Origin of the sequence: Amycolatopsis sp. WAC 04182, from assembly GCF_003947465.1 — a bacterium.
In the GTDB taxonomy this organism is placed as follows: Bacteria; Actinomycetota; Actinomycetes; order Mycobacteriales; family Pseudonocardiaceae; genus Amycolatopsis.
This window is the reverse complement of record NZ_QHJJ01000011.1, coordinates 137,550-161,870: the sequence shown is the minus strand read 5'-3', so window position 1 is coordinate 161,870 and position 24,321 is coordinate 137,550. Positions and strand designations below refer to the sequence as shown.

Genomic DNA, 24,321 nt, shown 5'->3' with positions numbered 1-24,321 from the left:
AACTCGATGCCATCGCAGACGAACTCAACGACCGGCCGCGGCAGACGCTGGGCTGGCTTAAGCCGATCGAAGCGTTCAGCAAAGTGTTGCTAGACTAGAGGCGGTGCACTCACCAGTTGAAACCACCAAGAATACCGCAAAAGCCTCGCACAAATGTTCGTAATTTTAAGTCACCATGAATTGGCACGTTTACCACTGAAGGGTGATTTGACAACGACACTCCTTGCGGCCGAGTTTTGCCATGACATCGAGTAAGCGCTTACTCTCAACCCTGCCAACCCCATCGACACCGATCACCGGAACTCAGGGAATCTCCCCGATGCGCTCGCCGAGGACCGAAGCGACAGTGAACCGGACAGGCTCCGGACAAGAAGGAGAACAGCACGCAGTGACTTCACCGGCAGCACAGCTCGAATCAGCACTCGCCGCCACCATCACCGAGAAGACGGCACGCGGCTCGACAGATGTTCTACCGTCCCCACGAGGATGGCATCCCGGCGCCAGGGTCGGGGCCACCGCCGAACACGGAGCACTCCTCGCCTACAACGACGACGGATCCACCGGCATCTGCGTTCTCGAGAACGGCAGGGGCAGGTGGCTGAACCTGCAGTCCGAAGGCCAAGCCCAGGATTTCACCGATCGCCCATATTCGGTCTGGCAGTGGATGCCCGCCTACAACGGCCGGCCCGTCTGGCTACTGGGCGGAATCAGCCCTGAAGCGGCCCGATTGGAACTGGCCGGAAACGACGGCACGGTAGCCGAAGCCGCCATCGTGGACGGCACCTTCGCGGCGGAAATTGCCGTGGACATGGTCAGCCTCCGCAACGCGAAGGGAAGGCTGGAAAGCCACGCACCCGACTCCGACGAAGGCCGTGCGGAGTTCGAGCGACTCCTGGCGGACTCGCGAACGGAAATGACCCAGCTCAAGGTCCGGGTCTACGACAGCGCCGGAGCCCTGCTCTACGACGGCGCGGCGATCGACGCCACCGACTAGAAGAAGCCGTTCGATGGGCTCCACACCAAGGGGCCCATCGAACACCCTTACGAAACCAGCTGTCCCAGCAGCGACCCGGCATCCTCGGCCAGCCTGGTTTCCTCGCCGGCGAGATGATGCAACAACGCCTGCTGGAACAAGCCGTCGAAAGCGGCATAAGCGACCGATCGCGTCACAACCGGCGAAGCATCGGCGAGTTCGGCATAGCGCTCCACGACCCGCCAGATCATCGCCTGCCGCTGCGTGTCGATCTCGAGCACGTCGGCGCGGAACGCGGCCTCGAACAGGCTCTGATTCCGCAGGTCGTACCACAGCCGGTGCATCACGGCGTCCGTCCGCAGCGTGTCCGCCATCGCGACACCGAAGCCCCGTTGGAGTTCCTCGGCCGACTGCGCCATGGCAACCGCTTCGTCGTAGCGGGTCACGCACACTTCTTCGAACTTCCGGACCGCGTAGGTCAGCAGTTCCACCTTGTCGGTGAAGTAGTAGTGCAGCACCCCGTGCGAGAAGTTCGACTTCTGGGCGATCTCCCGCAGGCTCGTCCTGGCGTACCCCAGCTCGGACAGCGCCTGCAGCGCGGACTCCGCCAGTTCCGCCCGTCGCTGGGCGAACTTGTCCACGCTCCGGCGTGCGATCCGCTCGCTCGTCTCGGTCACCACGAGTTCCTGTCAGGTCCGGGAGCCCGCGCCTGCCGCGGGTCCCACAGTCTAGCGTCGCCGAAATCTTGACGACTGTCCAAGAAAATCTTGACGACTGTCCAAAACTGGCTCAGGATGTGACCCACGCCGCAACCGCGGACCGTCTCAAGGAGGAGAAGTCCATGGGTTCGTACGACCTTTCGGGCCGAAAAGCCCTGGTCACGGGTGGAGCGCAGGGCCTGGGAGCCGGTATGGCCGAAGCGCTGGCCTTGGCGGGCGCCTCGGTGGTCATCGGCGACGTCCAGGAGGATCTCGGGCGCGCCACCGCCGACCAGATCAAGCAGAAAGGCGCCAACGCGGGCTTCGTCCGGCTGGACGTCACCGACGAACAGAGCTGGGAGCAGGCGGTCGCCGCGGTCATCGGCGAGCTCGGCGGGCTGGACATCGTGGTGAACAACGCCGGCGTCGAGATCACCGGGCTCGTCGCCGATCTGGACCCCGCCGACGTGCGCAAGATGCTCGACGTCAACGTGCTCGGCACCGCCCTCGGCGTGAAGCACGCCTTCCGCGCGATGCGGCCCGGCGGACCCGCGGGCACCGGCGGCGCCGTCGTGAACATCGCCTCGGTCGCCGCGACCATCGCCTTCCCCGGGATCGCGGGCTATTCGGCAACGAAATCGGCGGTCGACCGGCTGACCAGGGTCGCCGCGATGGAGGCCGGGAAACTCGGCTACGGCGTCCGCGTCAACTGCGTCTACCCCGGCCTCGTCCCCACCCAGATGGGCAATCAGCTCGCGCAGGACGTCGTCGAGGTCGGCCTGTTCCCCAGCGTCGAAGAGGCCATCGGCGCCGTCATCGCGCAGACCCCGGCCGGACGGCTCGGCGAGGTCTCGGACATGGCCGACGCCGTCGTGTTCCTCGCCTCCGACGCGGCACGTTTCATCACCGGGGCCGGGCTTCCGGTCGACGGCGGAATGGGCATGTGACCAGCATTCACCGAAAGGAATCACCATGAGCAGCCCCAAGCCCGTCGTGGTCTACGGCGCCTCCGGCTACACCGGACGGCTGATCTGCGAATACCTGCGCGAGTACAACGTCCCGTTCATCGCCGCCGGCCGGGACAAGGCCCGCATCCAGGAGGCGATCGACCAAGTCCCCGGTCTCGACACCATCGACCACGAGGTCGTCGAGGTCTCGCACGACGTCGAAGCGCTCACCGAACTGTTCCGCGACGCCAAGGTCGTCTGCAACACCGTCGGCCCGTTCAGCGAGTACGGCCACGAGGTCGTCGAAGCCTGCCTGCGCACCGGAACGCACTACCTCGACACGACCGGCGAACAGGATTGGCTGATCGCCGCCGAAGATCGCTACGGCGAGCAGATGGCGGAGAAGGGCCTCCTGCTCTCCCCCGGCATCGCGCAGATGTACACCACCGGCGAGATCGCGGCGAACCTCTGCCTGGAGACCCCGGGACTGGACACCTTGGACATCCTGGTGTTCTGGAAGGGGTATCCCACGGTCGCTTCGACGAAGACCATCCTCGTCAACGCCGCGCTGTCCGCCGCGTACTACCTCGAGCAGAACGAGTACCGGCCGTGGCCCGCGGACGGCGGTTTGCAGGACGTCACCGTGCCCGGCCATCACGAGACCGGCCTGGCTTTGCCCTGGGGCGGCACGTCGCATCCGGTCTGGTTCAAGAACGACGCCCGCGTGGCGAATGTCAAGGCCGTTGGCGGCGTCTTCGATCGCGCGCTCATGCAGGGTGTGCCGCAGATCGTCGCGGCCGTGCTGGAGCAGGTGAAAGATCTGCCGCTGGACGAAAAGATGCGTGTGCTGGCGGAGCAGGCCGCCGCGGTGCGCGACGAGATGCCGCCGCGGGAGAACCAGCGGCTCAACACGTCACTCGATTCGGTGCACGCGTCGGGACCGCTGGGCCGCGCGCACTGCGTCATCCACGGCACCTGCAACTACAAGCAGACCGGGCTGATGCAGGCTTACGGCGCCTACTCGCTGCTGCAGCAGCCGCCGAAACGGGTCGGTTTCGCTTCCGGCTGCCAGGCTTTCGGCCACCGCGAACTGCTCGGCGTGCTACGAAGCTTCGGGCTGGTTTCGAAGCCGGTCCTGACCGTCCACGACTGACCGGGAGGGACGAGCGCGTGCGACTGACCGACTACCTCGACAAGGGCGCTTCACTCGATCCGGCGGCGCCCTGCCTCACCATGGGCGACACGTCCCTCAGCTACGGCGAAGTGCGGGAACTGTCGTGGCGGGTGGGGCGGGCGCTGGCCCGGTCCGGTGTCAAGCCCGGCGACAAGGTGGCGATCCTGTCCGGGAACGATCCCCTGTCGTTCGGCTGCGTGTTCGGCATCAGCCGGGCCGGCGCCGTGTGGTGCCCGGTCAACCCGCGCAACGAGGCCGCCGAGAACAGGGAACTGCTCGACCTGTTCGACTGCACCTGCCTGCTGGTGCAGGAGTCTTTCGCACCGCTCGTCTCCCGGATGCTCCCCGACCTGCCGAAACTGTCCACAGTGGTCTGTCTCGACGGTTCGTTGCCCGGCGCCGTCCCGTTTTCCGACTGGCTCGACAGCGGCGAGCCTTGGGAGGAGACCCCGCCGGACGACATGGTCCTGCTCGTCGGCACCGGCGGCACCACCGGCCGTCCCAAGGCGGTGATGCTCAGCGGCGCCAACGTCGAGACGATGTCCGCGCTCACGCTGATGAGCTATCCGTTCACCGGGCGGCCGCGGTACCTGGCGCTCGCCCCGCTGACGCACGCGGCGGGCGTGCTCTGTTTCCCGGTCCTGACGCTCGGCGGCGAGATCGTCGTGATGCCGTCGCCGGACCTCGGCGAATTCCTCGCGCTGGTCGAAAGCCGCCGCATCACGCACACCTTCCTGCCGCCGACCCTGATCTACCTCCTGCTCGACAATCCGGCGCTGGACGGCGCCGATCTTTCGTCGCTGCAATGTCTTTGGTACGGCGCCGCGCCGATGTCGGCGACGAAACTCGCCGAAGCGATCACCCGGATCGGCCCTGTCTTCGGGCAGTTGTTCGGCCAAAGCGAAGCGCCCATGATGATCTCCACCCTCGCCCCCGCCGACCACGTCCATCCCGATGGCTCGCTCGCCCTCGAACGGTTCACCTCCGCGGGCAGGCCCACCCCGCTCACCCAGGTCGCGATCATGTCCGAGACGGGTGAACTGCTGCCGCCCGGCGAACGCGGCGAGATCGTCGCCCGCGGTTCGCTGGTGATGCTCGGCTACTACAAGAATCCGGCCGCCACAGCCGAAGCGAGCACGCACGGCTGGCATCACACGGGCGACATCGGCTACCTCGACGACGACCACTACCTCTACATCGTCGACCGCGCCAAGGACATGATCATCACCGGCGGCTTCAACGTCTATTCGGCCGAGGTCGAGCAGGCGCTCATGGCCCATGAAGCGGTGCAGGACTGCGCCGTGATCGGTCTGCCGCACGAGAAATGGGGCGAGCAGATCACCGCCGTGGTCCAGCTCCACACCGGGAAAACGGCGGCGGCGCAAGAACTCCGCGCCGCCGTCAAGGAGCGGCTGGGCAGCGTCAAGACCCCCAAGGAGATCCTGATCTGGCCGGACCTCCCCCGGTCCAAGATCGGCAAGGTACTCAAGACCGAGATCCGGAAAACCTTGCTGGACGACGACTAACGCCGCGCGAGTTCTTCGGCGGTCGGCAGCGGCCACTCGTAGCGTTCCTTGGCGATGCGGAGGTGGACCCACGTCTCCGCGGTCACGACGTCGGGTCTGCCGCTGATCTCTTCGAGCGCCCGGTCGAGGTCGCGGGCGGACTGCGCCGCGATCGTGGCGACGACGTCGAACCGGCCGATGGTCCTGGCCAGGAACTCGGTGTCGTCGCGCGCCGCGAGCGCCGCCGTCACGGAGTCGCCGGCGCCCCGCACGTTGAGGCCGATCCCGCAGACCAGGCCGGCGTCCGGGCGGGCGCGGCTGAGCACCGGCGCGATCCGGATGACGTCGTGCTCCACGAGGAAGCGCACGCGGGTGCGCGTGGCCGACGGCGAAAGCCCGACGTGCTCGGCGATACGCGCGTAACTTTCCCGGCCGTCGGCCTGCAACCGCAGCATGATCGCGAGGTCGCGGTCGTCGAGCCGCAGCCAGGGCGGCAGCGGACGGCCAGGCATGAACAGGCCCTTCACCACGTCCACGTAGACGAGCGTGTTGACCTGCTCCACCTCCGGCAGTCCGCGGATGTCCGCCACCGTGCGGTACAGCTCCGGGGAATCGGGCAACCGCAACTCGGCGACGGTCTGGTACTCCCCGCTCACCGCGGAGACGAACGCCGCGGCCGGCAGTGCCGCGATGGCGTCCGTCGTCGCCTGCGAACGGCCCGACGTGCGGATCGCGAGATGCGCGTACGCGGTCAGGCCGAGGAACTCGGGATGGACCGCCGCGACCACGTTGAGTGAACCGTCGGCCTTCAGCTGCTCCAGCCGTGCCGACACGGCCGCCCGTGACGCCCCGACACGGTGAGCCAGGTCGGCCACGCTCATCCGGCCGTCCGCGCGCAAGGCCGCGACCAACGCGTCGTCCACGGCGGTTCTCCTCTGCTGAATTTCCGACGGGGCCCAGCACCATATCACCGGCTTGAAAGCCCGAACTACAGCCGAGATTGCGCGTTCTGTTCAAGATCACGCGCATATCGATCGTGAACACCGTCCGTGCACGACCGATCTGATTGCGCTCCCGGTTTTCGTCGCTTACCTTCGCCCCACTTCACCGACGAACCCCCTGGAGTCCGCGCGATGCGTCTGTTGCCCCTCGATCGTTCAGTCCTCGACGCGAGAGCGACGATCCTGCTTCCCGACGAGCTGGTGACCGTCGACGACGCCACCGAAGGCGCCGAAGCGGTGCTCGTGTTCGGCGAGGAGATCGCCGCGGTCGGTTCGGTGGACGAGTGCCGCGCCCGCGCCGCGGGCCTCGGCCATCCGGATCCGGAGGTGCGACGGCTGCCGGGCACGCTCCTGCCCGGCTTCATCGATCCGCACGCGCATCCCCTGATGTACGGACAGATGATGACCTGGGTGGACTGCGGTCCCGAGCGCGCGTCGACCATTCCCGAGATCGTCGCGCTGCTGCGTGAGGCGGCCGAGAACACTCCGGCGGGCAGGCCCGTCCGCGGGTACGGCTACGAACACCGCAACCTGGCCGAGAAACGCCACCCCCGCAAGGAGGAGCTCGACGCGGTCGCCGAAGACCGCGAGGTCTACCTCATGAACGCCAGCGGACACGGCGGCGTGGTGAACAGCTTCACGTTGCGGCGCAACGGCGTCACCCGCGACACCCCGGATCCCGACGGCGGCGTGTTCTTCCGTGACGAGCACGGTGAACTCACCGGGGAGCTGTCGGACGCGGCGTGCAACATCCTCACCGGCGTCACCGGGGTGAAGGTCGGGCGGCACGGGCCGAACTTCCACCTGGAGGACGAGCCGGAGGAGCACGCGCGGCAACTGGCCGCCGCGCAGGAGAAGTTCCTCGCCGCGGGGGTGACCGCGATCGGCGACGCCCAGGTGACGCGCCGCGAGTTCGACATGTACCTGCGGCTGGACGAAGCCGGCCTGCTCAAGACGCGCGTCCACATGTACCTGCTGTCGCATCTGCTCGACCAGGCCCTGGAAATGGGGCTGCACGGCGCTTTCGGCACCACTCGGCTCGCGTTCGCGGGGATCAAGTTCTACGCCGACGGCACGCTCGGCGGCTGGACCGCGTACTTCCCGGACGGCTACGTCGGTGACCCGTGCCGCACCGGGCAGCTCTATCACGACCCGAAGGACTACTCCGCGCTGATCGACAAAGCCCACGAAGCCGGGCTCCAGACCGCGACTCACGCCCAGTCCCCCGACGCGATCGCCATGGTGCTCGACGCCATCGAGGACGCGCAGCGGCGGAATCCCCGGCCGGACGCCCGTCACCGTATCGAGCATTGCGGGCTGCCGTCCCCGGAGCAGATCCAGCGCATGGCCGCGCTCGGCGTCCATCCGGTCAACCAGCCGCAGCACTACTACAACTGGGGTGAAGGCGTCACCGACGCCGTCGGCACCCCCGGCGAGCGGTTCAACCCCCTCGGCGAGTTCCAGGCGGCGGGCGTGCCGGTCACGCTGAGCTCGGACGCCCCGGTCGCGGAGCCGAACCCGCTCGAAGCCATCCAGACCGCGGTGACCAGGACGACCCGCCGAGGTCACCGGCTCGGCGGCGACGACCTGCTGATCGACGTGCGGTCAGCGGTCGCCGCGCACACGATCGCCGGTGCCAGGGTGCTCGGCCGGGAGCGCGACCTCGGCTCGATCACCCCCGGCAAACGCGCCGATTTCGTGCTGCTCGGCGAGAATCCCCTCACCTGCGAGCCGGACCGGATCGCCGGTATCCGCGTGGTGGAAACCTGGATCGACGGCGAGGTGGCCCGATGACCGTTCAGACCGGCACCCAGTCGCTCCGCCGAGCCCGCCGGGCCGGGCTCGCGGCTTTCGTCGGCACCACGATCGAGTGGTACGACTTCTACATCTACGCCACCGCGGCGAGCCTCGTCTTCGGCACCGTGTTCTTCCCCGAAACCGGCGACCGGCTGACCGGGGTCGCGGCGGCCTTCGCGACGTACGCCGTCGGCTTCTTCGCCAGGCCGCTCGGCGGCATCGTGTTCGGGCACGTCGGCGACCGGGTCGGGCGCAAGACCGCGCTCGTCGTGACCCTGACGATGATGGGCGCGGCGACCTTCCTCGTCGGCTGCCTGCCCGGCTACGCGCAGATCGGCACGTGGGCGCCCATCCTGCTCGTGGTGCTCAGGTTCGTCCAGGGGCTCGCCGTCGGCGGCGAGTGGGGCGGCGCCGTGCTGATGGCCGTCGAACACGCGCCGCCGGACAAGAAGACCTTCTACGGCGCCTTCGCGCAGGCGGGGAACCCGGCGGGCGCGCTGCTGGCCACCGGTCTGTTCAGTCTCCTGAGCATCGGCGGCACCGAATGGCTCACCACGTGGGGCTGGCGGATCCCGTTCTTCGCGTCCGTGCTGCTCATCGGGGTCGGCCTCATCGTGCGCCTGAAGGTCGAAGAGTCACCGGTCTTCGAAGAAGCCGCCGAGGAAACCGGCGTGCCGATCCTGTACGCCGTCCGGACGAACTGGAAGCCGATCCTGCTGGGCATCTGCGTGCTGCCCGTCGCGGTCGGCGGCTACTACCTCGTCACCACCTTCGCGACGGCGTACGCGACCGATCCGGCCGTCGGTGTCTCCGAATCGCTCGTGCTCAACGCGCTCACCATCGCCGCGTTCGTCGAACTGGTCGTCAGCTTCGGCGCGGCCTGGCTCGGCGATCGCTTCGGCCGGGTGCGGGTGGTCGTGATCGGTCTGATCGGCGTCGCCGTGCTCGCGGCTCCGCAGTTCCTGGTGCTCTCGACCAAGAACGCGGCGCTGATCATCGCGGCGTTCGTGGCGATGCGCCTCGCGATGACGGCGACCTACAGCCCGATCGCGGCGATCCTGTCGCAGATGTTCCGCCCGCGGGCCCGGTACACCAGCATCTCGCTGTCCTACCAGCTGGCAGGCGCGCTCTTCGGCGGCCTGTCGCCGTTGGTGTCGACGCTGCTGTTCCAGGCGACCGGCAGTATCTGGCCGGCGATCGGCCTGCTGATCGGCATGTGCGTGCTGAGCATCGCCTGTGTGCTGGCGGCACCTCAGCACACAGACGACGTTTAGCGGATGCGCAGACGCCGCATGAGTTTCAGCCCGGACAGCATCCCCTCGACGTACTTCTCGTAGGTCTGGCCGCCGCGGGGACCCATGACCTGCTTCTTGAGCACCGCCACGTTCTTCACGTCGGTGTACTTGAGCAGGCCCTGGTCCCCGTGGCGGGCGCCGACGCCGGAGTTCTTGACCCCGCCGGACGGCGTGCCCTTCGAGGCGTACGCGGTGGCGAGGATGTCGTTGATGTTGACGTTGCCGGACTCGATCCGCGCGGCCACGGCGCGCGCGGCGCCGACGTCGGTGCCCCAGACCGAGGCGTTGAGGCCGTACTCGGTGTCGTTGGCGAGGGCGACGGCCTCGTCGATCGTGCGGTACTTGTGCAGTGCGACAACGGGTCCGAAGGTTTCGGTGACGCCGCAGAGCATGTCCTTCGTGACGCCTTCGAGGATCGTCGGCTCGAAGAACGCCGGGCCGAGGTCGGGCCGGGGCTTCCCTCCACAAAGGACGGTCGCGCCCTTGGCGACGGCGTCATCGACGTGGGACTTGACCCGGTTCATGTGGTCGACGGAGACGAGTGAGCCCATGTCCGGCCCGAAGTCGTAGGCGGCGCGGACGTCGAGCGCCTTGGTCTTGGCCACGTACGCGTTCTTGAATTCGTCGTAGCGGGATTCCGGCAGGTAGATCCGCTCGATGTGCATGCAGATCTGCCCGGTGTTGCCGAAAGCGCCGAAGATCGCGCCCTGCACGGTCTCGGCGAAGTCGGCGTCTTCGAGGACGATCATCGGATTCTTGCCGCCGAGTTCGAGACAGCAGCCGATGAGGTTGCGGCCCGCCCGTTCGCCGATCACCCGGCCGGTCGCCGTCGAGCCGGTGAACATCACGTAGTTCGCCTGGTCGATCAGGGTCGGACCGACGTCCGGTCCCTCACCGCACACCACCTGGAACAGGCCCTTCGGCAGCCCGGCCTTCTCCAGCAGCTCGACGCCGTACAGCGGGGAAAGCGCGGTCTTGTTGTCGGGCTTCAGCACCACGGCGTTCCCGGCCATCAACGCCGGGACGGCGTCGGAAATACCGGTGGCGAACGGGAAGTTCCACGGCGCGATGATGCCGACCACGCCCTTGGGCTGGCGGATCTCGGTCGACGTCGTCAAGAACGGGACCGGTCCGCCACGTTTGGTCGGCGCCAGCAGTTTGGCGGCCCGCGTCAGGTAATGGCTCATCACCATTGCCGGATCGCAGGTCTCCTCGATCGCCATCCGCCGGTTCTTGCCGCTCTCGACCTGGATGAGGTCGGTGACGATCGGCGCGTTGTCGACGAACAGCGTGTGCGCCCGTTTGAACACCTCCAGCCGCTGTTTGAGCGGAGTGGCGGCCCACTTCTCCTGCGCGGCGCGCGCGGTGGTGAACGCCTGCTCGATGTCGGCGGGAGTCGATTGGGGCAGCTCGACGAGCACGTCGCCGGTGTAGACCTCGGTGAGCTTCCAGGTCGCGCCGGACGAGCCCGGCACGCGGGCGGCGAGCCGCTGGAGGAACGCGTCGGTCACCGACGCCGGACGGGTGAGCGCGAGCGGTGTGACGGTCATGGCCCTCTTTCCGTCAGTTGTCCGACAGGAGGAGCTGCGCGCCCATCTCGCCGATCATGATGGCGGGCGCGTTGGTGTTGCCGCCGGTGATCGACGGCATGATCGACGCGTCGCAGACCCGGAGGCCGTCGACACCGCGGACCTTGAGATCAGGGCTCACGACCGCGAGTTCGTCGACGCCCATCCGGCAGGTGCCGACACCGTGGTAGACCGACGTCGCGCGGTTCAGGATCGCGTCGCGCAACTCCTGGCCCCGCAGCGACTTGCCCGGGTGGAGTTCTTCCTTGATCGAGCCGTTGAACGCCTTCGACGCGAAGATCTCGCGAACCATCTCCGAGCCTTCGCCGAGCACTTCGAGATCGGACGGGTCGGACAGGTACTGGGGGTCGATGAGCGGCGCCGCCGTGGGATCGGCCGAGGCGAGGCGCAATGTGCCGCGGCTCTTCGGGTAGATCAGCGTGGTCAGCACGGTGAGCGCGGGCCGTTTGTCGACGTCGTGCCGGATCGGCGCGTCCTGGTTCGGCGTCACGTACGCCCACGGCAGGAGGTGCAGCTGGAGATCGGGCACCTCGGCGGCCTGGGAGGTCTTGAGGAAGGCGACCGCCTCGAAGACCGAGTTCGCCAGGAACGTCGTGCCGGGGCGCAGCAGCTCGCTGACGAGGCCGCGCGCGAAGTACGGTGGGGTGCCCCGGTTCTTGCTCGACGACGCGCGGAAGGTCAGCGCGTGGAACATGTGGTCGTGCAGGTTGTCGCCGACCGGCAGGTCCGCGACGACGTCGATGCCGTGCTCCTTGAGGTGCTCGGCGTGGCCGATCCCGGACAACATCAGCAGGTGCGCGGATCCGACGAAACCCGCCGCGAGGATGACCTCCTTGCCCGCGCGCAGCGTTCGCTGTCCCCCGTTCGCGTCGACGACCTCGACGCCGACCGCACGGCCGTTCTCGATGAGCACCTTCTTCGCCAGCACGCCGGACTGGACCTGCAGTGTGGCGGGTGCGAGATGGTGGATGTAGCCGCGTGAGGCGCTGTACCGCAGGCCGTCGGCGGCGTTCTGCTGCATCCGGCTGACGCCCTCTTGGGACTCGGCGTTGTAGTCGTCGAGGATCTCGCAGCCGATCGCCTCCGCGGTCGCCTGGAGGAACTGGAGCGTGCCCTCCTGCGGGGTCTTGTTGCGGGTGACCCGGATCGGCCCGCCCGCGCCGCGGAACTCGGTCTCACCGTCCTCGAAGTCCTCCATCCGCTTGTACGCGGCGTTGACGCTGTCGGCGTCCCAGCCCTTGTTGCCCTCGGCGGCCCAGGAGTCGAAGTTGGCGCGGTTGCCGCGGACGTAGACCATGCCGTTGATGGAGCTGGAGCCGCCGACCACCTTGCCGCGCGGCACCGGCATCCGCCGATCGAGAACATGTTTCTGCGGCACCGAGTAGTAGCCCCAGTCGAAGGGCTTCTTCAGCTGGGGCACCGCGTGCATCGGGCCGACCAGCCCCGGCTTCTTGACGAGCATCTTCTCGTCGCTCTTGCCCGCCTCGAGCACGATCACGCTGGCCCCGGACTCCGCCAGCCTGCCCGCGATCGCGGCACCCGAGCTGCCCGATCCGACGACCACGTAGTCGGCCTCGTCGCCGCGCGCAGCCCTGTTCGCCATGTCCGCTCCTCGGTCCGCCCACCGTGCAGAACTGTAACCTGTTCTAGTTCTGTCACCGTATAGCGAGACCGGCCGGTTCCGCAACGGGCCATCGCTCCCCGGCCGGCCTCCGGGGCTCTCAGCGCAGCGGCTCGAGCGCCTTCGCGAGCGGCTCCAGCACGGCGGGGGTGTGCGGCGGCGGCAGGTAGATGATCGCCAGGTCGAGGCCCACTTCACCGAGGGCTTCGACGTCCGCGGCGACCTTGGCGTAGTCACCGTCCGTGCCGAGCCGGACGTGCGAGGACAAGGTGATCTCGCTCGGATCCCGGCCGATGTCCGCGCAGTGCCGGTGCAGCACCTCGCGCTTGTGCGCGAACTCCTCCGGCGTGCCGCCGACGAAGTTCCAGTGCTGGGCGTACTTCGCGGCCGTGCGCAGGGTCCGCTTCTCGCCGCTGCCGCCGATGCAGATCGGCGGATGCGGCTTCTGCACACCCTTCGGCTCGCAGCGGGCGTCGGTCAGCTGGTAGTGCTCGCCCTGGAACGTGGTGGTCTCCTGGGTCAGCAGTCCGACGAGCACCTCGCAGGCTTCCTCGAACCGGTCACTGCGTGCCTTGATGGTGCCGAGTTCCATGCCGTACGCGCCGGATTCCTCCTCGTTCCAGCCCGCGCCGACACCGATCTCCAGTCGTCCGCCGGAAACGATGTCCAGTGTCGCGGCCATGTTCGCGAGCAGCGCGGGGTGGCGATAGTGGATCCCGCTGACCAGCGTGCCCAGCCGGAGCCGTTTCGTGGCCTGCGCGAGCGCGGTGAGGGTGACCCACCCTTCCAGGCACGGACCGGTCGAATCCGAGAAAATGGGATAGAAGTGATCGAAGGTCCAGCCCGATTCGAAGAGTTCGATCTCGTCGGCGGCCTGCCAGACGGCGAGCATGTCGGACCAAACGGTGTCCTGCGGCGAAGTCTTGATGGCGAATCGCATGATCTTGATCGTAAACCTGGAGTTCCTCCAGTCGCGCGGACTTGATTTCAGCCGGCGATACCGCGGCGAAGGTAGTCGTCGGCGTCCACTCCGGACTCGACGAGCAAAGCTCGCGTGTGTTCGCCCAGCGCCGGGACGTCGCCCATGCACGCCTCGAAATCGTCGAACGTCACCGGCGGCAGCAAAGCGTCGATCCTGGCGAATTCGGTGCCGACCTTGCGCCAGCGATCACGGGCCCGCAGCTGGGGATGATCGGCGACCTGGCCGACGTCCTTGAGCTGGGCGGCGGGAACCCCGGCCGCGGCCAGCCGTTCGTCGAGTTCGCTGTTGGACCATCGCGAAGTCCTGGCCGCGACGGCGGCGTCGCATTCCGCGCGATGGGCCACGCGTTGCACGTTCGTGGTGAAGCGAGGGTCGTCGGCGAGTTCGGGCGCATCGAGGACATCGGTGACGAGAGTGCGCCAGCCGGTGTCGTTCTGGACACCGATCAGCATCTGGCCGTCGCGCGTGGGAAAAGCGTCGTACGGCGCGATCGAACTGTGGCTCAGGCCCATCCGCTCGGGCTCGGTTCCGGCGTACATCCGGGTGTTGAGCGCGTAGCCCATCCATTCGACGGTGGCCTCCAGCATGGAGACCTCGATCGTCGCGCCCTCACCGGTACGCCAGCGGCGCAGCAACGCCGCCAAAACCGCCTGCGCGCAATACATCCCGGACGCGATGTCCGCGGTCGGGATCCCGGTCTTCGCCGGCGCGTCCGGGGTACCGGTGATCGCGATGAGCCCGGCCTCGGCCTGGATCAGCATGTCGTAGGCCTTGCGCTGCTCCATCGGCCCGCCCGCCCCGAATCCGGACAGGTTCACCACGACCAGCTCCGGGTGATCCGCCCGCGGATCACCGAAACCGAGCCGCTCCGCCGCGCCGGGCGCGAGGTTCTGGACGAACACGTCGGCCTTCGCGACCAGCCGCCGGACGACGTCACGGCCTTCGGCGGTCTTGAGGTCGACGGCGAGCGACTCCTTGCCCCGGTTGAGCCAGACGAAATGCGCGCCGCTGCCGTGTACGGCATGGTCGTAGGCGCGGGCGAAATCCCCGCCGTCGACGCGTTCGACCTTGATCACCCGCGCGCCGAGATCGGCGAGGTTGCGCGTGGCCAGCGGGGCGGCGACGGCCTGCTCGATGGCGACGACGGTGACCCCGTCGAGTGGCCTGGTCATGCCTTCTTCTTCTCGGCCCGCACCAGGCCACCGCCGATGATCAGCCGCTGGATCTCGCTCGTGCCCTCGTACAGCCGCATCAACCGGACGTCACGGTAGATGCGCTCGACCGCGACCTCGCGCATGTAGCCGCTGCCTCCGTGCACCTGCACCGCGAGGTCCGCGGCCTTCCCCGCCATCTCGGTGCAGAACAGCTTCGCGGCCGACGGCGCGATCCGCCGGTCCTCTCCCGTCACATACAACCGGGCGGCCTCCCGAGCGAGCGCCCGGCCGGCGAGCACACCGGTCTGCTGATCGGCGAGCATCGCCTGCACCAGCTGGAAATCCCCGATCGGCGTCCCGCCCTGGGTCGCCGTCGCGGCATACGAGACCGACTCGTCGAGTGCCCGCTGCGCCGTCCCCACCGCCAGGCCCGCCATATGGATCCGGCCGCGCGCAAGCGACGTCATCGCCGCCTTGTACCCGACCTCCCCGTCCCCGCCGACCAGTGCCTCCGGCCCGACACGGACCTGCGAGAACGTCACGTCCGCGGTACGCGAACCCTCCTGCCCCATCTTCGCGTCCTTCGCCCCGACCGTGATGCCCGGCGCGTCCGCGGGCACCAGGAACACCGCGATGCCGTCGCCCAGGCGCGCGAAAACCACGAGCAACCCCGCCTCGGTGGCGTTGGTGATGAACTGCTTGCCGCCGTCGATCACCCAGCCGTCGCCGTCCGGCTTCGCGCTGGTCCGCAGACCGGCCGGATCCGATCCGGCGCCCGGCTCGGTCAGCGCGAACGACGCGACGACCTCACCCGACGCGATACCCGGCAACCACCGCGCCCGCTGCTCGTCCGTGCCGAACCCGACCAGCACCTGCCCGGCGATCCCGTTGTTCGTCCCGAACATCGACCGCAACGCCAAGGACGTGTAACCCAGCGTCATCGCCACCTCGACGTCTTGCACCAGATCGAGGCCGAGCCCGCCCCACTCCTGCGGGATCGCGTACCCGAACAAGCCCATCTCCGCGGCCTGCGCGCGCAGATCGGCCGGGATGGCGTCCGTGCTCATGATCTCCAGCTCGCGGGGCATCACGCGGGTGCGGACGAAGTCGTCGATCTGGCCGAGAACGTCCGCGAAAACGTCGTCGGGGACGTCGGGGTTGCCGGTGTACATGCCCTCACTATCGATCACCGGCCGGACTCCGGTCCACCTCCCCGAGTGGATCCGGCCGTGAGGCCTATCGGAGATCTCGATCTTCGGCCTAGCGTCGTTCCCATGCGTACACGTACCGCTTTCCTCGCCATGGCCAGTGCCGTCGCCCTGTGCTTCACGATTCCCGCGACGGCCTCCGCCGCCGAAGGCGAATTCACCTACCGCTATTACGACGAGAACGAAGAGCTCCAGATCGGCACCCTGGTGGACCCGCCGAGCGGCGAATGTATAGAGATTCCCGAAATAGCCGACTGGGACGTCGACGCGTTCCGTCCGCGCAACGACACCGACTCCACGGCGGTGGTGTTCTTGGACGACGACTGCAAGAGCGACTCCTACTTTTCGCTTCGCCCCTTCGGCGGCCGAGGCTCGGACAGGCTCCTCCTGCGCTCGGTCCTCTTCAGTTAGGCCGAGCGGACCTCGACACTGCACCCCTCGCGGCGAAGGATGAGTCCCGGGGGTGGTCGTGATGGCCCGACGTGGTCTTGTTTTCCTGGCCCTGCTGACGATCTTTCTGGGGCTGCTGGTTCCGCGCGCCACGGCCGCCGTCCCGGTCACCAGGTACGAGGGCTCACTCGAAGGCGCGCGCTATCTGGTGCTGGTGCCGGAAAACTGGAACGGCACGCTCATACTGTGGAGTCACGGGATGTACTCCCTGGCGTTTCCGGAGCCGGACCGGATCGCGCTGACCTCACAGCCCACAACGGAGTCCTATCTGCTGGAGCAGGGGTACGCGCTGGCCGCGTCCCAGTACCGGACCGTGCGCGGCTGGTCGATCGAAGAGGCGCTGACCGACCAGACCCGGTTGCACGACTGGTTCTCCCGCACCGTCGGTCCGGCGCGCCGGACCATCGCGGCGGGCGAATCGATCGGGGCGATCACCGCGACCCTGCTCGCCGAGCGGAACCCGCACCGGTTCACCGGTTTGATGACCTTCTGCGGCAACCTCGCCGGCGGGGCCGCGCACTGGAACTCCGGTCTCGATCTCGGATACGCGCTGAACACGCTGCTCGACGCGCGGCTGGAACTGGTGCGGATCACCGATCCCGCGGCCAACGTGGGCCGGTTCACCAACGCGGTGCAAGCCGCCACCGCGAACCCTCAAGGCCAAGCCCGGCTCGCCCTGGCGAACGCGCTGGCCGAAATCCCCGGCTGGTTCGACGCCACCCGGCCCCGGCCGACGGCTGTCGCCGATCAGGTCTTCTGGCAAGGCGTCTGGGATCGCTTCTATCGCGCCGGCGCGTTCGGCATCGACAGAGTCGCGTTGGAAGAGCGCGCAGGCGGCAACCCGAGCTGGAACGTGGGCGTCGACTACCGGCGGATCCTCGCGAAGGCAGGCGAGCGGCCGCTGGTCGAACGGGCCTACGCGGAGGCAGGGCTCGATCTCGACGTCGACCTCGAAAGGCTGGCGAAGGCGCCGCGAGTCACGCCCGATCCGGCCGCGGCAGGCTATCTGGCGAAGTTCGGGCTGCCGCTGGGAGGCACGCCGGTCCCGGTGCTGACCATGCACACCGTCGCGGACGGCACCGCGCCGGCGGCGCACGAACGCGCCTACGCCGAGCGAGTCGGGCCGGGCGGCGATCTCCGGCAGCTGTTCGTGAACCGCGCTGGTCACTGTGTGTTCACCGCGTCCGAGGAGATCACCGCCCTGCGCACGCTGGAGCGGCGGCTGGACGCCGGAAACTGGCCGTCGAGCGGGCCTGCCGCGCTGAACGCCGAAGCGGGCAAGCTCGCGCCGGAACACCAGACGATCTTCGACGCCGTCGGCGAAGCCCGGGTGACGACCACACCAGCGTTCGCACGGCACTCCCCTCCCCCGTATCCGAGGGTCCTGCCGTTCTAGGGACCGGTGAGGATCGTCAGCCCGTAGGCCGACAGGACGCGGTTGACCGGGTAGAAGTAGGTCGTGCCGCCGCTGGAGCAGTTCCCGCTGCCGCCGACCAGCACTCCCTGCGCCTGCGTCCCGCTGACGAACGGACCGCCGTGGTCACCCGGCTCGGCGCACACGGAGGTCCGGGTCAGGCCGGTCAGCGTCCCCTCGGGGAAGGTGACCGACTGGTTCTTCGCCTGGATGATCCCGCAGTGCCAGCCGGTGGTCGCGCCGTACCTGCACACCGACGCGCCGACCTGGGCTTCGACCGAACCGGTGATCGTGACGCGGCTGTCGGTGGGCGGGATCGAGCCCACCAGCCGCCAGTCGGTCGTGTTGGTCACGCGGATGACGATCGCGCCGGTCGGCGGCGTCTGGGCGCCCACGACCACCCCGACCACCCGGCCCGCGCTGCGGATCGTGTCACCGGGTTTGCCGCAGGCGGAACTCGCGATCAGGTAGCCGGTCTGTCTCGAGACGGCGGCGAATCCGGCCGTGCACCGCGTCGCCGCGCTGCTCTGCAACACGCTCCCGCCGCCGAGCGGGGCGGGAGCGCTCGCATGCGCGGTCGACGGCAGGGCCAGACCGAGGGCCAGGACCAGGCAGGACAGGGATCGGGGCAGTCTCACGGGGCCCTCCGATGGCCGGGGATGTCCCGATCGTAACGAGCGGAACGCCCCGGCCCATCCGCCGAATCGCGCATTCTCAGCGCCAGCCGAGCTCCGGTGCCACGTGTTCGAGGATGCTCTCCAGCACGTGCGCGTTGTACTCGACGCCGAGCTGGTTCGGGATGGTCAGCAGCAGGGTGTCCGCGGCCTCGATCGCCTCGTCCTCCTTGAGCGCCCGCACCAGCTCGTCCGGCTCGGCGGCGTACGACCGCCCGAAGATCGCCCTGGTCGTCTCGTCGATCATGCCGACCTGGTCCCGAGAGTCCCGATCGCGGCCGAAATAGGCGCGGTCCAGGTCGTTGGTCAACGCGAAGATGCTGCGGCTGACCGACACCCGCGGCTCGCGCGAGTGGCCGGCCTCCTTCCAGGCTTCGCGGTAGGCCTCGATCTGCTTGCGCTGCTGAACGTGCAGCGGCTCGCCCGTCTCGTCGTCCTTGAGCGTGGAACTCTGCAGGTTCATGCCCTGCTCCGCCGCCCACACCGCGGTCGCGTTCGAGCTGGAACCCCACCAGATTCGCTCGCGCAACCCCTCCGAATGCGGCTCGAGCCGCAGCAGCCCCGGCGGGTTGGCGAACATCGGCCGCGGATTCGGCTGCGCGAACCCCTCGCCGTCGAGCAGCTTGAGGAAGACCTCGGTGCGCTGCCGGGCCATATCCGCGACGGTCTGCCCCTCCGCCGGCCCGTAACCGAAGTAACGCCAGCCGTCGATCACCTGCTCCGGGGATCCCCGGCTGACCCCGAGCTGGAGCCTGCCGCGCGAGATGAGGTCGGCGGCGCCCGCCTCCTCGGCCATGTACATCGGGTTCTCGTAGCGCATGTCGATCACGCCGGTCCCGATCTCGATCTTCGACGTCCGCGCCCCGATCGCCGACAGCAACGGGAACGGACTGCCCGCCTGCCGCGCGAAGTGGTGCACCCGGAAGTACGCGCCGTCCACGCCGAGTTCCTCGGCCGCGACGGCCAAGTCGATCGACTGATGGAGGAAGTCGGCGGCGGACCGCGTCTCGGAGTGCGCGCTCGGCGACCAGTGGCCGAAGGACAGGAAACCAATCTTCTTCACGCACGTGTAAGCGCCCGGTGACCGGGTTTGATTCCCCGGCTGGTCGACCTGCAGAGGCCCCACAACGCAAAAGAGCGGACGGTCGCTGTGACCATCCGCTCACCCCGTAGGGTACTGCGTGTGTCCGAGGGGCGAGTTGTTCACTATCCACACGCCTCTGGCTGATGTGACGTTCAGCAGTTTAAGTCCTTGGTGCCAACGCCCGTTCGGTGGCTACTCGCCGGTATTTCATGGGTGCTCGACCAGGTGGTTCAGCAAATCGGCCTAGCAAGCGAGGCTCCGGTGTCGATGGGCCGCGTGGTGATCGTGACCGTTAATGTCGGCGCTACGTCACCGAACTAGACGGCGAGTGCGCCGACGATGACGCCGACGAGCACGCTCCACACGACGAGCCAACATAGGGATCTGAGTGAGCACAAGATAGTCATGATGTTCTCCTCTGATGCTACTCGGCCGCAGTGCGCGACAAGGCTGTCTTCAACCCTTTGTCTCACTCTGAGTCTTATGGGCGTGGTGGCAACGGTAGAGCTGTCACCCCTTTTCGTCAAGGTGAGTTTAAGGTAGGCTTTGGTTGTGTCCCTGGAACTTTCGACACCGTTCGTCATGGCCGTCGCCGTCGACCTGGCAATACTCACTGTCCGCGACAAGCAGCTGCAGGTGCTGACCGTGGAACGTGGGACCCCCCCGTTCCAGGGAGCGTGTGCACTGCCGGGCGGGTACGTCGAAGACGAGGACCTCTCCGCAGCGGCGGCCAGGGAACTTCAAGAGGAGACCGGGTTAGACGCCGACAAGCTACACATCGAGCAGTTTGGCGCTTACGGTGCCCCTGACCGGGACCCGCGCGGCAGGGTCGTGTCTATCGCCTACCTTGCGCTCATGCCTGACCTGCCACTGCCAAGCGCTGGCGGCGACGCCCGCTCCGCGCATTGGATACCAGTTGGAAAGCTTCTCGCCGAGCCTGAGCGTTTGGCGTTCGACCACCACCAGATCCTCACCGACGCCGTCGAGCGTGCTCGCGCGAAGCTCGAGGACACAACCCTTGCACCCGCGTTCTGTCCGGACGAGTTCACTGTCGCTGAGCTGCGCGAGGTCTATGAAACCGTGTGGGGCCACGCCCTGCATCCTGGTAACTTCCGCCGCAAAGTCACCGGCGCTGAGGATTTCCTGATTCCCACGGGGGAACGCACGATCCGAAGTGGGGGCCGTGCTGCGGCCCTGTACCGGCGTGGGCCAGCGGAACGGTTGATCCCGGCGATCCTGCGTCACCACTCCGCGCGCTCAGGGGCTGGACGCAGCCAGCTAAGAGGACCAGCACGGTGACAGAGGCTCCGGGGACTCACGAGCAGATGCGCGGGGTGGCGGTGATCTGCACCGCGATCGACCTCGAATACGAGGCCGGCCGCGCCCACCTAATCGAGCCGATCGAAATACACCGCGAACGCGGCACCGTCTACGAAGTCGGCACTTTCCCAACCGTGCGTGGGCATTGGCGCGTAGTGCTGGTGCGCACCGGCCCCGGCAACTCGGTCGCGGGAGTGGCGTTGGAGCGGGCGATCGCCACGTTCGCCCCTCAGGTGGTGTTTTTCGTCGGAGTCGCCGGGGGTCGTAAAGACGTCGCCCTTGGCGACGTGGTGGTTGGAGATGTGATCTACGACTACGAGTCCGGCAAGGACGCAGGCAACGGATTTTTGCCGAGGATCAAGACCAACGCCCCTTCTCACGCCTTGGTGCAACTCGCCGGATTCGTTGCCCGTCGTGGGCGGTGGCAACAGCGGATCCGGCCTGGATGCCCCAAGCGGATCCCGACAGCGGTGGTGAAGCCGATCGCCACTGGAGGCAAGGTCGTCGCCTCCAGTGGCTCCGCCATTGCGAAACTGCTCGATCAGAACTGCGGCGACGCCGTCGCCGTGGAGATGGAAGGCAACGGGTTCCTTCACGGCGCCTACGTCAACAATCGCGTCGACGCCCTCGTCGTCCGCGGCATCTCTGACCTACTCTCCGGCAAAACCGAGAACGCCGATGCCCGTTGGCAGCCGGTCGCCGCCGCACATGCTGCAGCCTTTGCGTACGAACTACTCACCCATCACGGACTGGAATCGCCGTCGGTCGCGTTCCGGCCCAAAGCCATGCAGCCAGTTGACAATCTCAATCCATCCACGGCAGCCAAACTAGTCGCTCCAGCACTGACCATGAGGCGCGATATAGGTACATTTGTTGGCCGCGAACTGGAATTTCAGCTTCTGGCACAGTTTGCGTCCATTCATGGCGAAGCAATTTCCATATCTTCGTCGAACATCTGCATCATCGACGGAATGGCAGGAGTGGGCAAGACTGCCTTTGCTATACATGCATCACATAAGCTCGCCACCCAATTCCCAGATGGTCAGTTGTTTATTCCTCTCCATGGGCACACTTCGGGGCAAATTCCCGTTAGCCCAGAGGATGCCCTAGCTTCGCTCTTGCTTGCAACTGGAACGGATGCAGATTCAATGCCGGCAGATGTCGACTCCCGCGCAGCTCTATGGCGAAGTAAAATGGCGGGAAAGTCTGCAATTATTCTACTGGACGATGTGTCCAGTCATGATCAAGTTAGAAACCTGCTACCTGCTTCCAAAAGCTGTCTCGTCATCATCACTAGCCGACGTCGCCTTGAAGCGATCGAAGACGCGAGGGCAATTGCGATGAAAACCCTCCCAACTGATGAAGCAATGTCATTGTTTATCAGAATTTCCGGGACCAAAGAGGACAACACCGATGCCGTAAGGGAGCTGGTGCGACTATGCGGCCATCTTCCACTGGCAATCACTTTGCTGGCCGGACGCTTGCGGCACCACCCATCATGGACCTTGCCTTACCTGGTAACCAAGGTGAGTGCGACAGTGGACCGCCTGACCCACCTGCGCGCAGAAAACGTAGCTGTAGAGACCGCGTTTGACCTTTCGTATCGCAACCTTCCCTTGGATATGCGTAAAACATTTCGCAACCTCGGAATTCATATTGGTGACGATTTCGACGCGTACTCAACGGCGGCACTAGATGGCGCTGAATTGGCAAAAGTAGAGAATGATCTCGAATCTTTGCATGCTGACCATCTAATAGAAGAAATCGCCCCAGGTCGTTATCGCTTCCACGATCTAATTCGAGATTTTGCGAGAAACCTCGTCCCGACAGCCGAACGAGCGCCAATAATCGATAGGCTGATAAACTATTATATTTATGTGGCGAACCTTGCGAGTGAGAAGCTTCCGGGATCCGATCCGGATCCTAAGTTGCCCGGCACGGGTCTTCGCTTCCAGCATTCAGACATGTCATCCGAGCTTCTAGCTAAAGAATGGATGAACCGTGAGAGTGTAAACCTGGCGAGTTGTTTCAACTATGCCGCCAATCATGATCGTCCACGTCAGGCCCTATTGCTATTTTCCTCTTTTGGGTCCCATATGCGCCTACACGGCCCCTGGCAACAGGCGCTTGACATCCACCGCACGGCGAACGTCATTTATCTAGCGCTCGGCGACCAGCCCGGCCAAGTCGAAGTACTTTATCATCTTGGTCTTATGCATCGCCTCGTTGGCGACTATCCGGCAGCGACTGACGCACTTGCGAGGGCGTACGCGATCTACGTTGACCTGGACGACCGTCTCGGCCAAGCTCACACTCTCAACCGCCTCGGGGTAGTACAACAACTGACCGGCGATTACCCTTCCGCAACGAGCACCCTCACAAATGCCTACGCGACCTACGTTGATCTAAATGAGCTTCCTGGCCAAGCCCACACTCTTATGCATCTAGGTCTGGCCCCCCGTTTGTCTGGTGACTATCCGGCAGCGACTGACGCACTTGCGAGGGCGTACGCGATCTACGTTGACCTGGACGACCGTCTCGGCCAAGCTCACACTCTCAACCGCCTCGGGGTAGTACAACAACTGACCAGCGATCTCGGTGCTGCCACGGACACTCTCGCCGAGGCGCACGCCATCTACGTCGACCTTGGCCATCGGCTCGGCCAAGCCAACGCCCTCAAGAACCTCGGTCGAGTACAACACGCACTCGGTGATCTCGGTGCTGCCACGGACACTCTCGCCGAGGCGCACGCCATCTACCTCGCCATCGGCGACCGTCTCGGCCAAGCCAACGCCCTCAATTGCCAGGGTCGCCTGTCACTTAGTCGGTCATTTTATGAAGAGGCAATGAAGTTTCACGGCAAAGCCCTGACGCAAGCCCGCGAGATAGGAGCACTCCTCGAAACTGCTCGCGCTTCCGAAGGAATGGGACGGTGTCTAATTCAGGAAGGGGACCCGTATCGAGGCCGAAAATTTCTGAACGAGGCGCTTCGAATGTATAGAAACCTTGGTTCTTCTGAAGCGGGAAACCTAGCGAAATTCTATTTTGATCAGCAGTGGTCCAGTGATATAACTCCGTCTGCGGGTGCCGATCCCCAGTTTGTGAAGCCTGAGATCGCGGATGAATAGTACATCTAAGTCAGCTTAATTAATCTCTCAAGAGGGATGGTGCCCGCCATGGCGGATCACAAGCAGGAAACTTCGGGTCTATCAGATTCTGACTGGCCGAGTCTATCTTCGCTCTCAAATGAGAAAGCCTCAGCTGGAAGACATGGCGACCGAGACATGAAAAGGTGCAATACCCTAATTATTGCCATTGAGGAACTTGCAACTATCCGCAATCGTTCTGATCTTAACCATTCGGATAATGAAGACAATGGCGCTGGGGGTGATTCTTACTATCCGAATTGGAAATAACTCTAACTTGAAGAAGAGG

Annotated in this window: 19 protein-coding genes; 10 read left to right on the top strand and 9 right to left on the bottom strand. The window is 66.2% G+C overall.

The genetic code is table 11. From position 1 onward, the window contains the following. Window positions 1-388: 388 nt before the first annotated feature. A complete protein-coding gene (locus DMH01_RS41610) occupies window positions 389-994 on the top strand; it encodes a hypothetical protein (protein WP_125684881.1) in 606 nt (201 codons plus the stop codon). A gap of 47 nt (window positions 995-1,041) precedes the next feature. On the opposite strand, the gene DMH01_RS41605 is transcribed toward DMH01_RS41610, so the two are convergent. Continuing rightward, window positions 1,042-1,650, bottom strand: coding sequence for a TetR/AcrR family transcriptional regulator (locus DMH01_RS41605; RefSeq protein WP_125684879.1), 609 nt, complete (start codon window positions 1,648-1,650; stop codon window positions 1,042-1,044). Window positions 1,651-1,814: 164 nt separating this feature from the next. Here DMH01_RS41605 and DMH01_RS41600 point away from each other — a divergent pair, with 164 nt between their 5' ends. From DMH01_RS41600 to DMH01_RS41590, 3 genes are read left to right on the top strand one after another with little or no spacing between them, the layout of a single operon-like run. Next, window positions 1,815-2,618, top strand: coding sequence for an SDR family NAD(P)-dependent oxidoreductase (locus DMH01_RS41600; RefSeq protein WP_125684878.1), 804 nt, complete (start codon window positions 1,815-1,817; stop codon window positions 2,616-2,618). Between the two features lie 25 nt (window positions 2,619-2,643). Beyond that, window positions 2,644-3,771: a DUF5938 domain-containing protein gene (locus DMH01_RS41595; RefSeq protein ID WP_125684876.1), complete on the top strand. Its 1,128-nt coding sequence runs from the start codon at window positions 2,644-2,646 to the stop codon at window positions 3,769-3,771. A gap of 17 nt (window positions 3,772-3,788) precedes the next feature. Beyond that, a complete protein-coding gene (locus DMH01_RS41590; RefSeq protein ID WP_125684874.1) occupies window positions 3,789-5,318 on the top strand; it encodes an AMP-binding protein in 1,530 nt (509 codons plus the stop codon). On the opposite strand, the gene DMH01_RS41585 is transcribed toward DMH01_RS41590, so the two are convergent. Continuing rightward, a complete protein-coding gene (locus DMH01_RS41585; RefSeq protein ID WP_125684872.1) occupies window positions 5,315-6,220 on the bottom strand; it encodes an Lrp/AsnC family transcriptional regulator in 906 nt (301 codons plus the stop codon). The genes DMH01_RS41590 and DMH01_RS41585 overlap by 4 nt on opposite strands. Before the next feature lie 210 nt (window positions 6,221-6,430). On the opposite strand from DMH01_RS41585, the gene DMH01_RS41580 reads away from it, so the two are divergent. Together DMH01_RS41580 and DMH01_RS41575 are read left to right on the top strand one after the other, a co-directional pair. Beyond that, window positions 6,431-8,092 carry an amidohydrolase gene (locus DMH01_RS41580; RefSeq protein ID WP_125684870.1) on the top strand — a complete coding sequence of 554 codons (1,662 nt, stop codon included), beginning with the start codon at window positions 6,431-6,433 and terminating at the stop codon, window positions 8,090-8,092. Beyond that, on the top strand, window positions 8,089-9,369 hold the full coding sequence (locus DMH01_RS41575; protein ID WP_125684868.1) for an MFS transporter: 1,281 nt from the start codon (window positions 8,089-8,091) through the stop codon (window positions 9,367-9,369). The genes DMH01_RS41580 and DMH01_RS41575 overlap by 4 nt, the downstream gene beginning before the upstream one ends. Here the strand turns inward: DMH01_RS41575 and DMH01_RS41570 are convergent. From DMH01_RS41570 to DMH01_RS41550, 5 genes are all read right to left on the bottom strand, one after another. Further along, window positions 9,366-10,940, bottom strand: coding sequence for a succinic semialdehyde dehydrogenase (locus DMH01_RS41570; protein WP_125684866.1), 1,575 nt, complete (start codon window positions 10,938-10,940; stop codon window positions 9,366-9,368). The genes DMH01_RS41575 and DMH01_RS41570 overlap by 4 nt on opposite strands. Before the next feature lie 13 nt (window positions 10,941-10,953). After that, window positions 10,954-12,582: a GMC family oxidoreductase gene (locus DMH01_RS41565; protein ID WP_125684864.1), complete on the bottom strand. Its 1,629-nt coding sequence runs from the start codon at window positions 12,580-12,582 to the stop codon at window positions 10,954-10,956. Between the two features lie 118 nt (window positions 12,583-12,700). Then, window positions 12,701-13,540, bottom strand: a complete 840-nt coding sequence (locus tag DMH01_RS41560) for an LLM class F420-dependent oxidoreductase (RefSeq protein ID WP_199745829.1) — start codon at window positions 13,538-13,540, stop codon at window positions 12,701-12,703. 47 nt (window positions 13,541-13,587) lie between these two features. After that, window positions 13,588-14,754 (bottom strand): CaiB/BaiF CoA-transferase family protein, encoded by a 1,167-nt coding sequence (locus DMH01_RS41555; RefSeq protein WP_125684862.1) that lies wholly within the window; start codon window positions 14,752-14,754, stop codon window positions 13,588-13,590. Next, window positions 14,751-15,908, bottom strand: coding sequence for an acyl-CoA dehydrogenase family protein (locus DMH01_RS41550; RefSeq protein WP_125684908.1), 1,158 nt, complete (start codon window positions 15,906-15,908; stop codon window positions 14,751-14,753). The genes DMH01_RS41555 and DMH01_RS41550 overlap by 4 nt, the downstream gene beginning before the upstream one ends. Window positions 15,909-16,010: 102 nt before the next feature. Between DMH01_RS41550 and DMH01_RS41545 the strand changes: the two genes are divergently transcribed. Both DMH01_RS41545 and DMH01_RS41540 read left to right on the top strand, forming a co-directional pair. Then, a complete protein-coding gene (locus DMH01_RS41545; RefSeq protein ID WP_125684860.1) occupies window positions 16,011-16,355 on the top strand; it encodes a hypothetical protein in 345 nt (114 codons plus the stop codon). A gap of 61 nt (window positions 16,356-16,416) precedes the next feature. Next, complete coding sequence (locus DMH01_RS41540; protein ID WP_125684858.1) at window positions 16,417-17,790, top strand: hypothetical protein; 1,374 nt, start codon at window positions 16,417-16,419, stop codon at window positions 17,788-17,790. On the opposite strand, the gene DMH01_RS41535 is transcribed toward DMH01_RS41540, so the two are convergent. Both DMH01_RS41535 and DMH01_RS41530 read right to left on the bottom strand, forming a co-directional pair. Beyond that, window positions 17,787-18,446, bottom strand: coding sequence for a S1 family peptidase (locus DMH01_RS41535; protein ID WP_125684856.1), 660 nt, complete (start codon window positions 18,444-18,446; stop codon window positions 17,787-17,789). The two genes, DMH01_RS41540 and DMH01_RS41535, sit on opposite strands and share 4 nt — an antisense overlap. 76 nt (window positions 18,447-18,522) lie before the next feature. Further along, complete coding sequence (locus DMH01_RS41530; RefSeq protein WP_125684854.1) at window positions 18,523-19,545, bottom strand: LLM class flavin-dependent oxidoreductase; 1,023 nt, start codon at window positions 19,543-19,545, stop codon at window positions 18,523-18,525. 603 nt (window positions 19,546-20,148) lie between these two features. Here DMH01_RS41530 and DMH01_RS41525 point away from each other — a divergent pair. Both DMH01_RS41525 and DMH01_RS41520 read left to right on the top strand, forming a co-directional pair. Then, window positions 20,149-20,865, top strand: coding sequence for an NUDIX domain-containing protein (locus tag DMH01_RS41525; protein WP_125684906.1), 717 nt, complete (start codon window positions 20,149-20,151; stop codon window positions 20,863-20,865). Next, a complete protein-coding gene (locus DMH01_RS41520; protein ID WP_125684852.1) occupies window positions 20,862-24,014 on the top strand; it encodes a tetratricopeptide repeat protein in 3,153 nt (1,050 codons plus the stop codon). Before DMH01_RS41525 ends, DMH01_RS41520 begins: the two co-directional genes overlap by 4 nt. The last annotated feature ends 307 nt before the right edge of the window (window positions 24,015-24,321 follow it).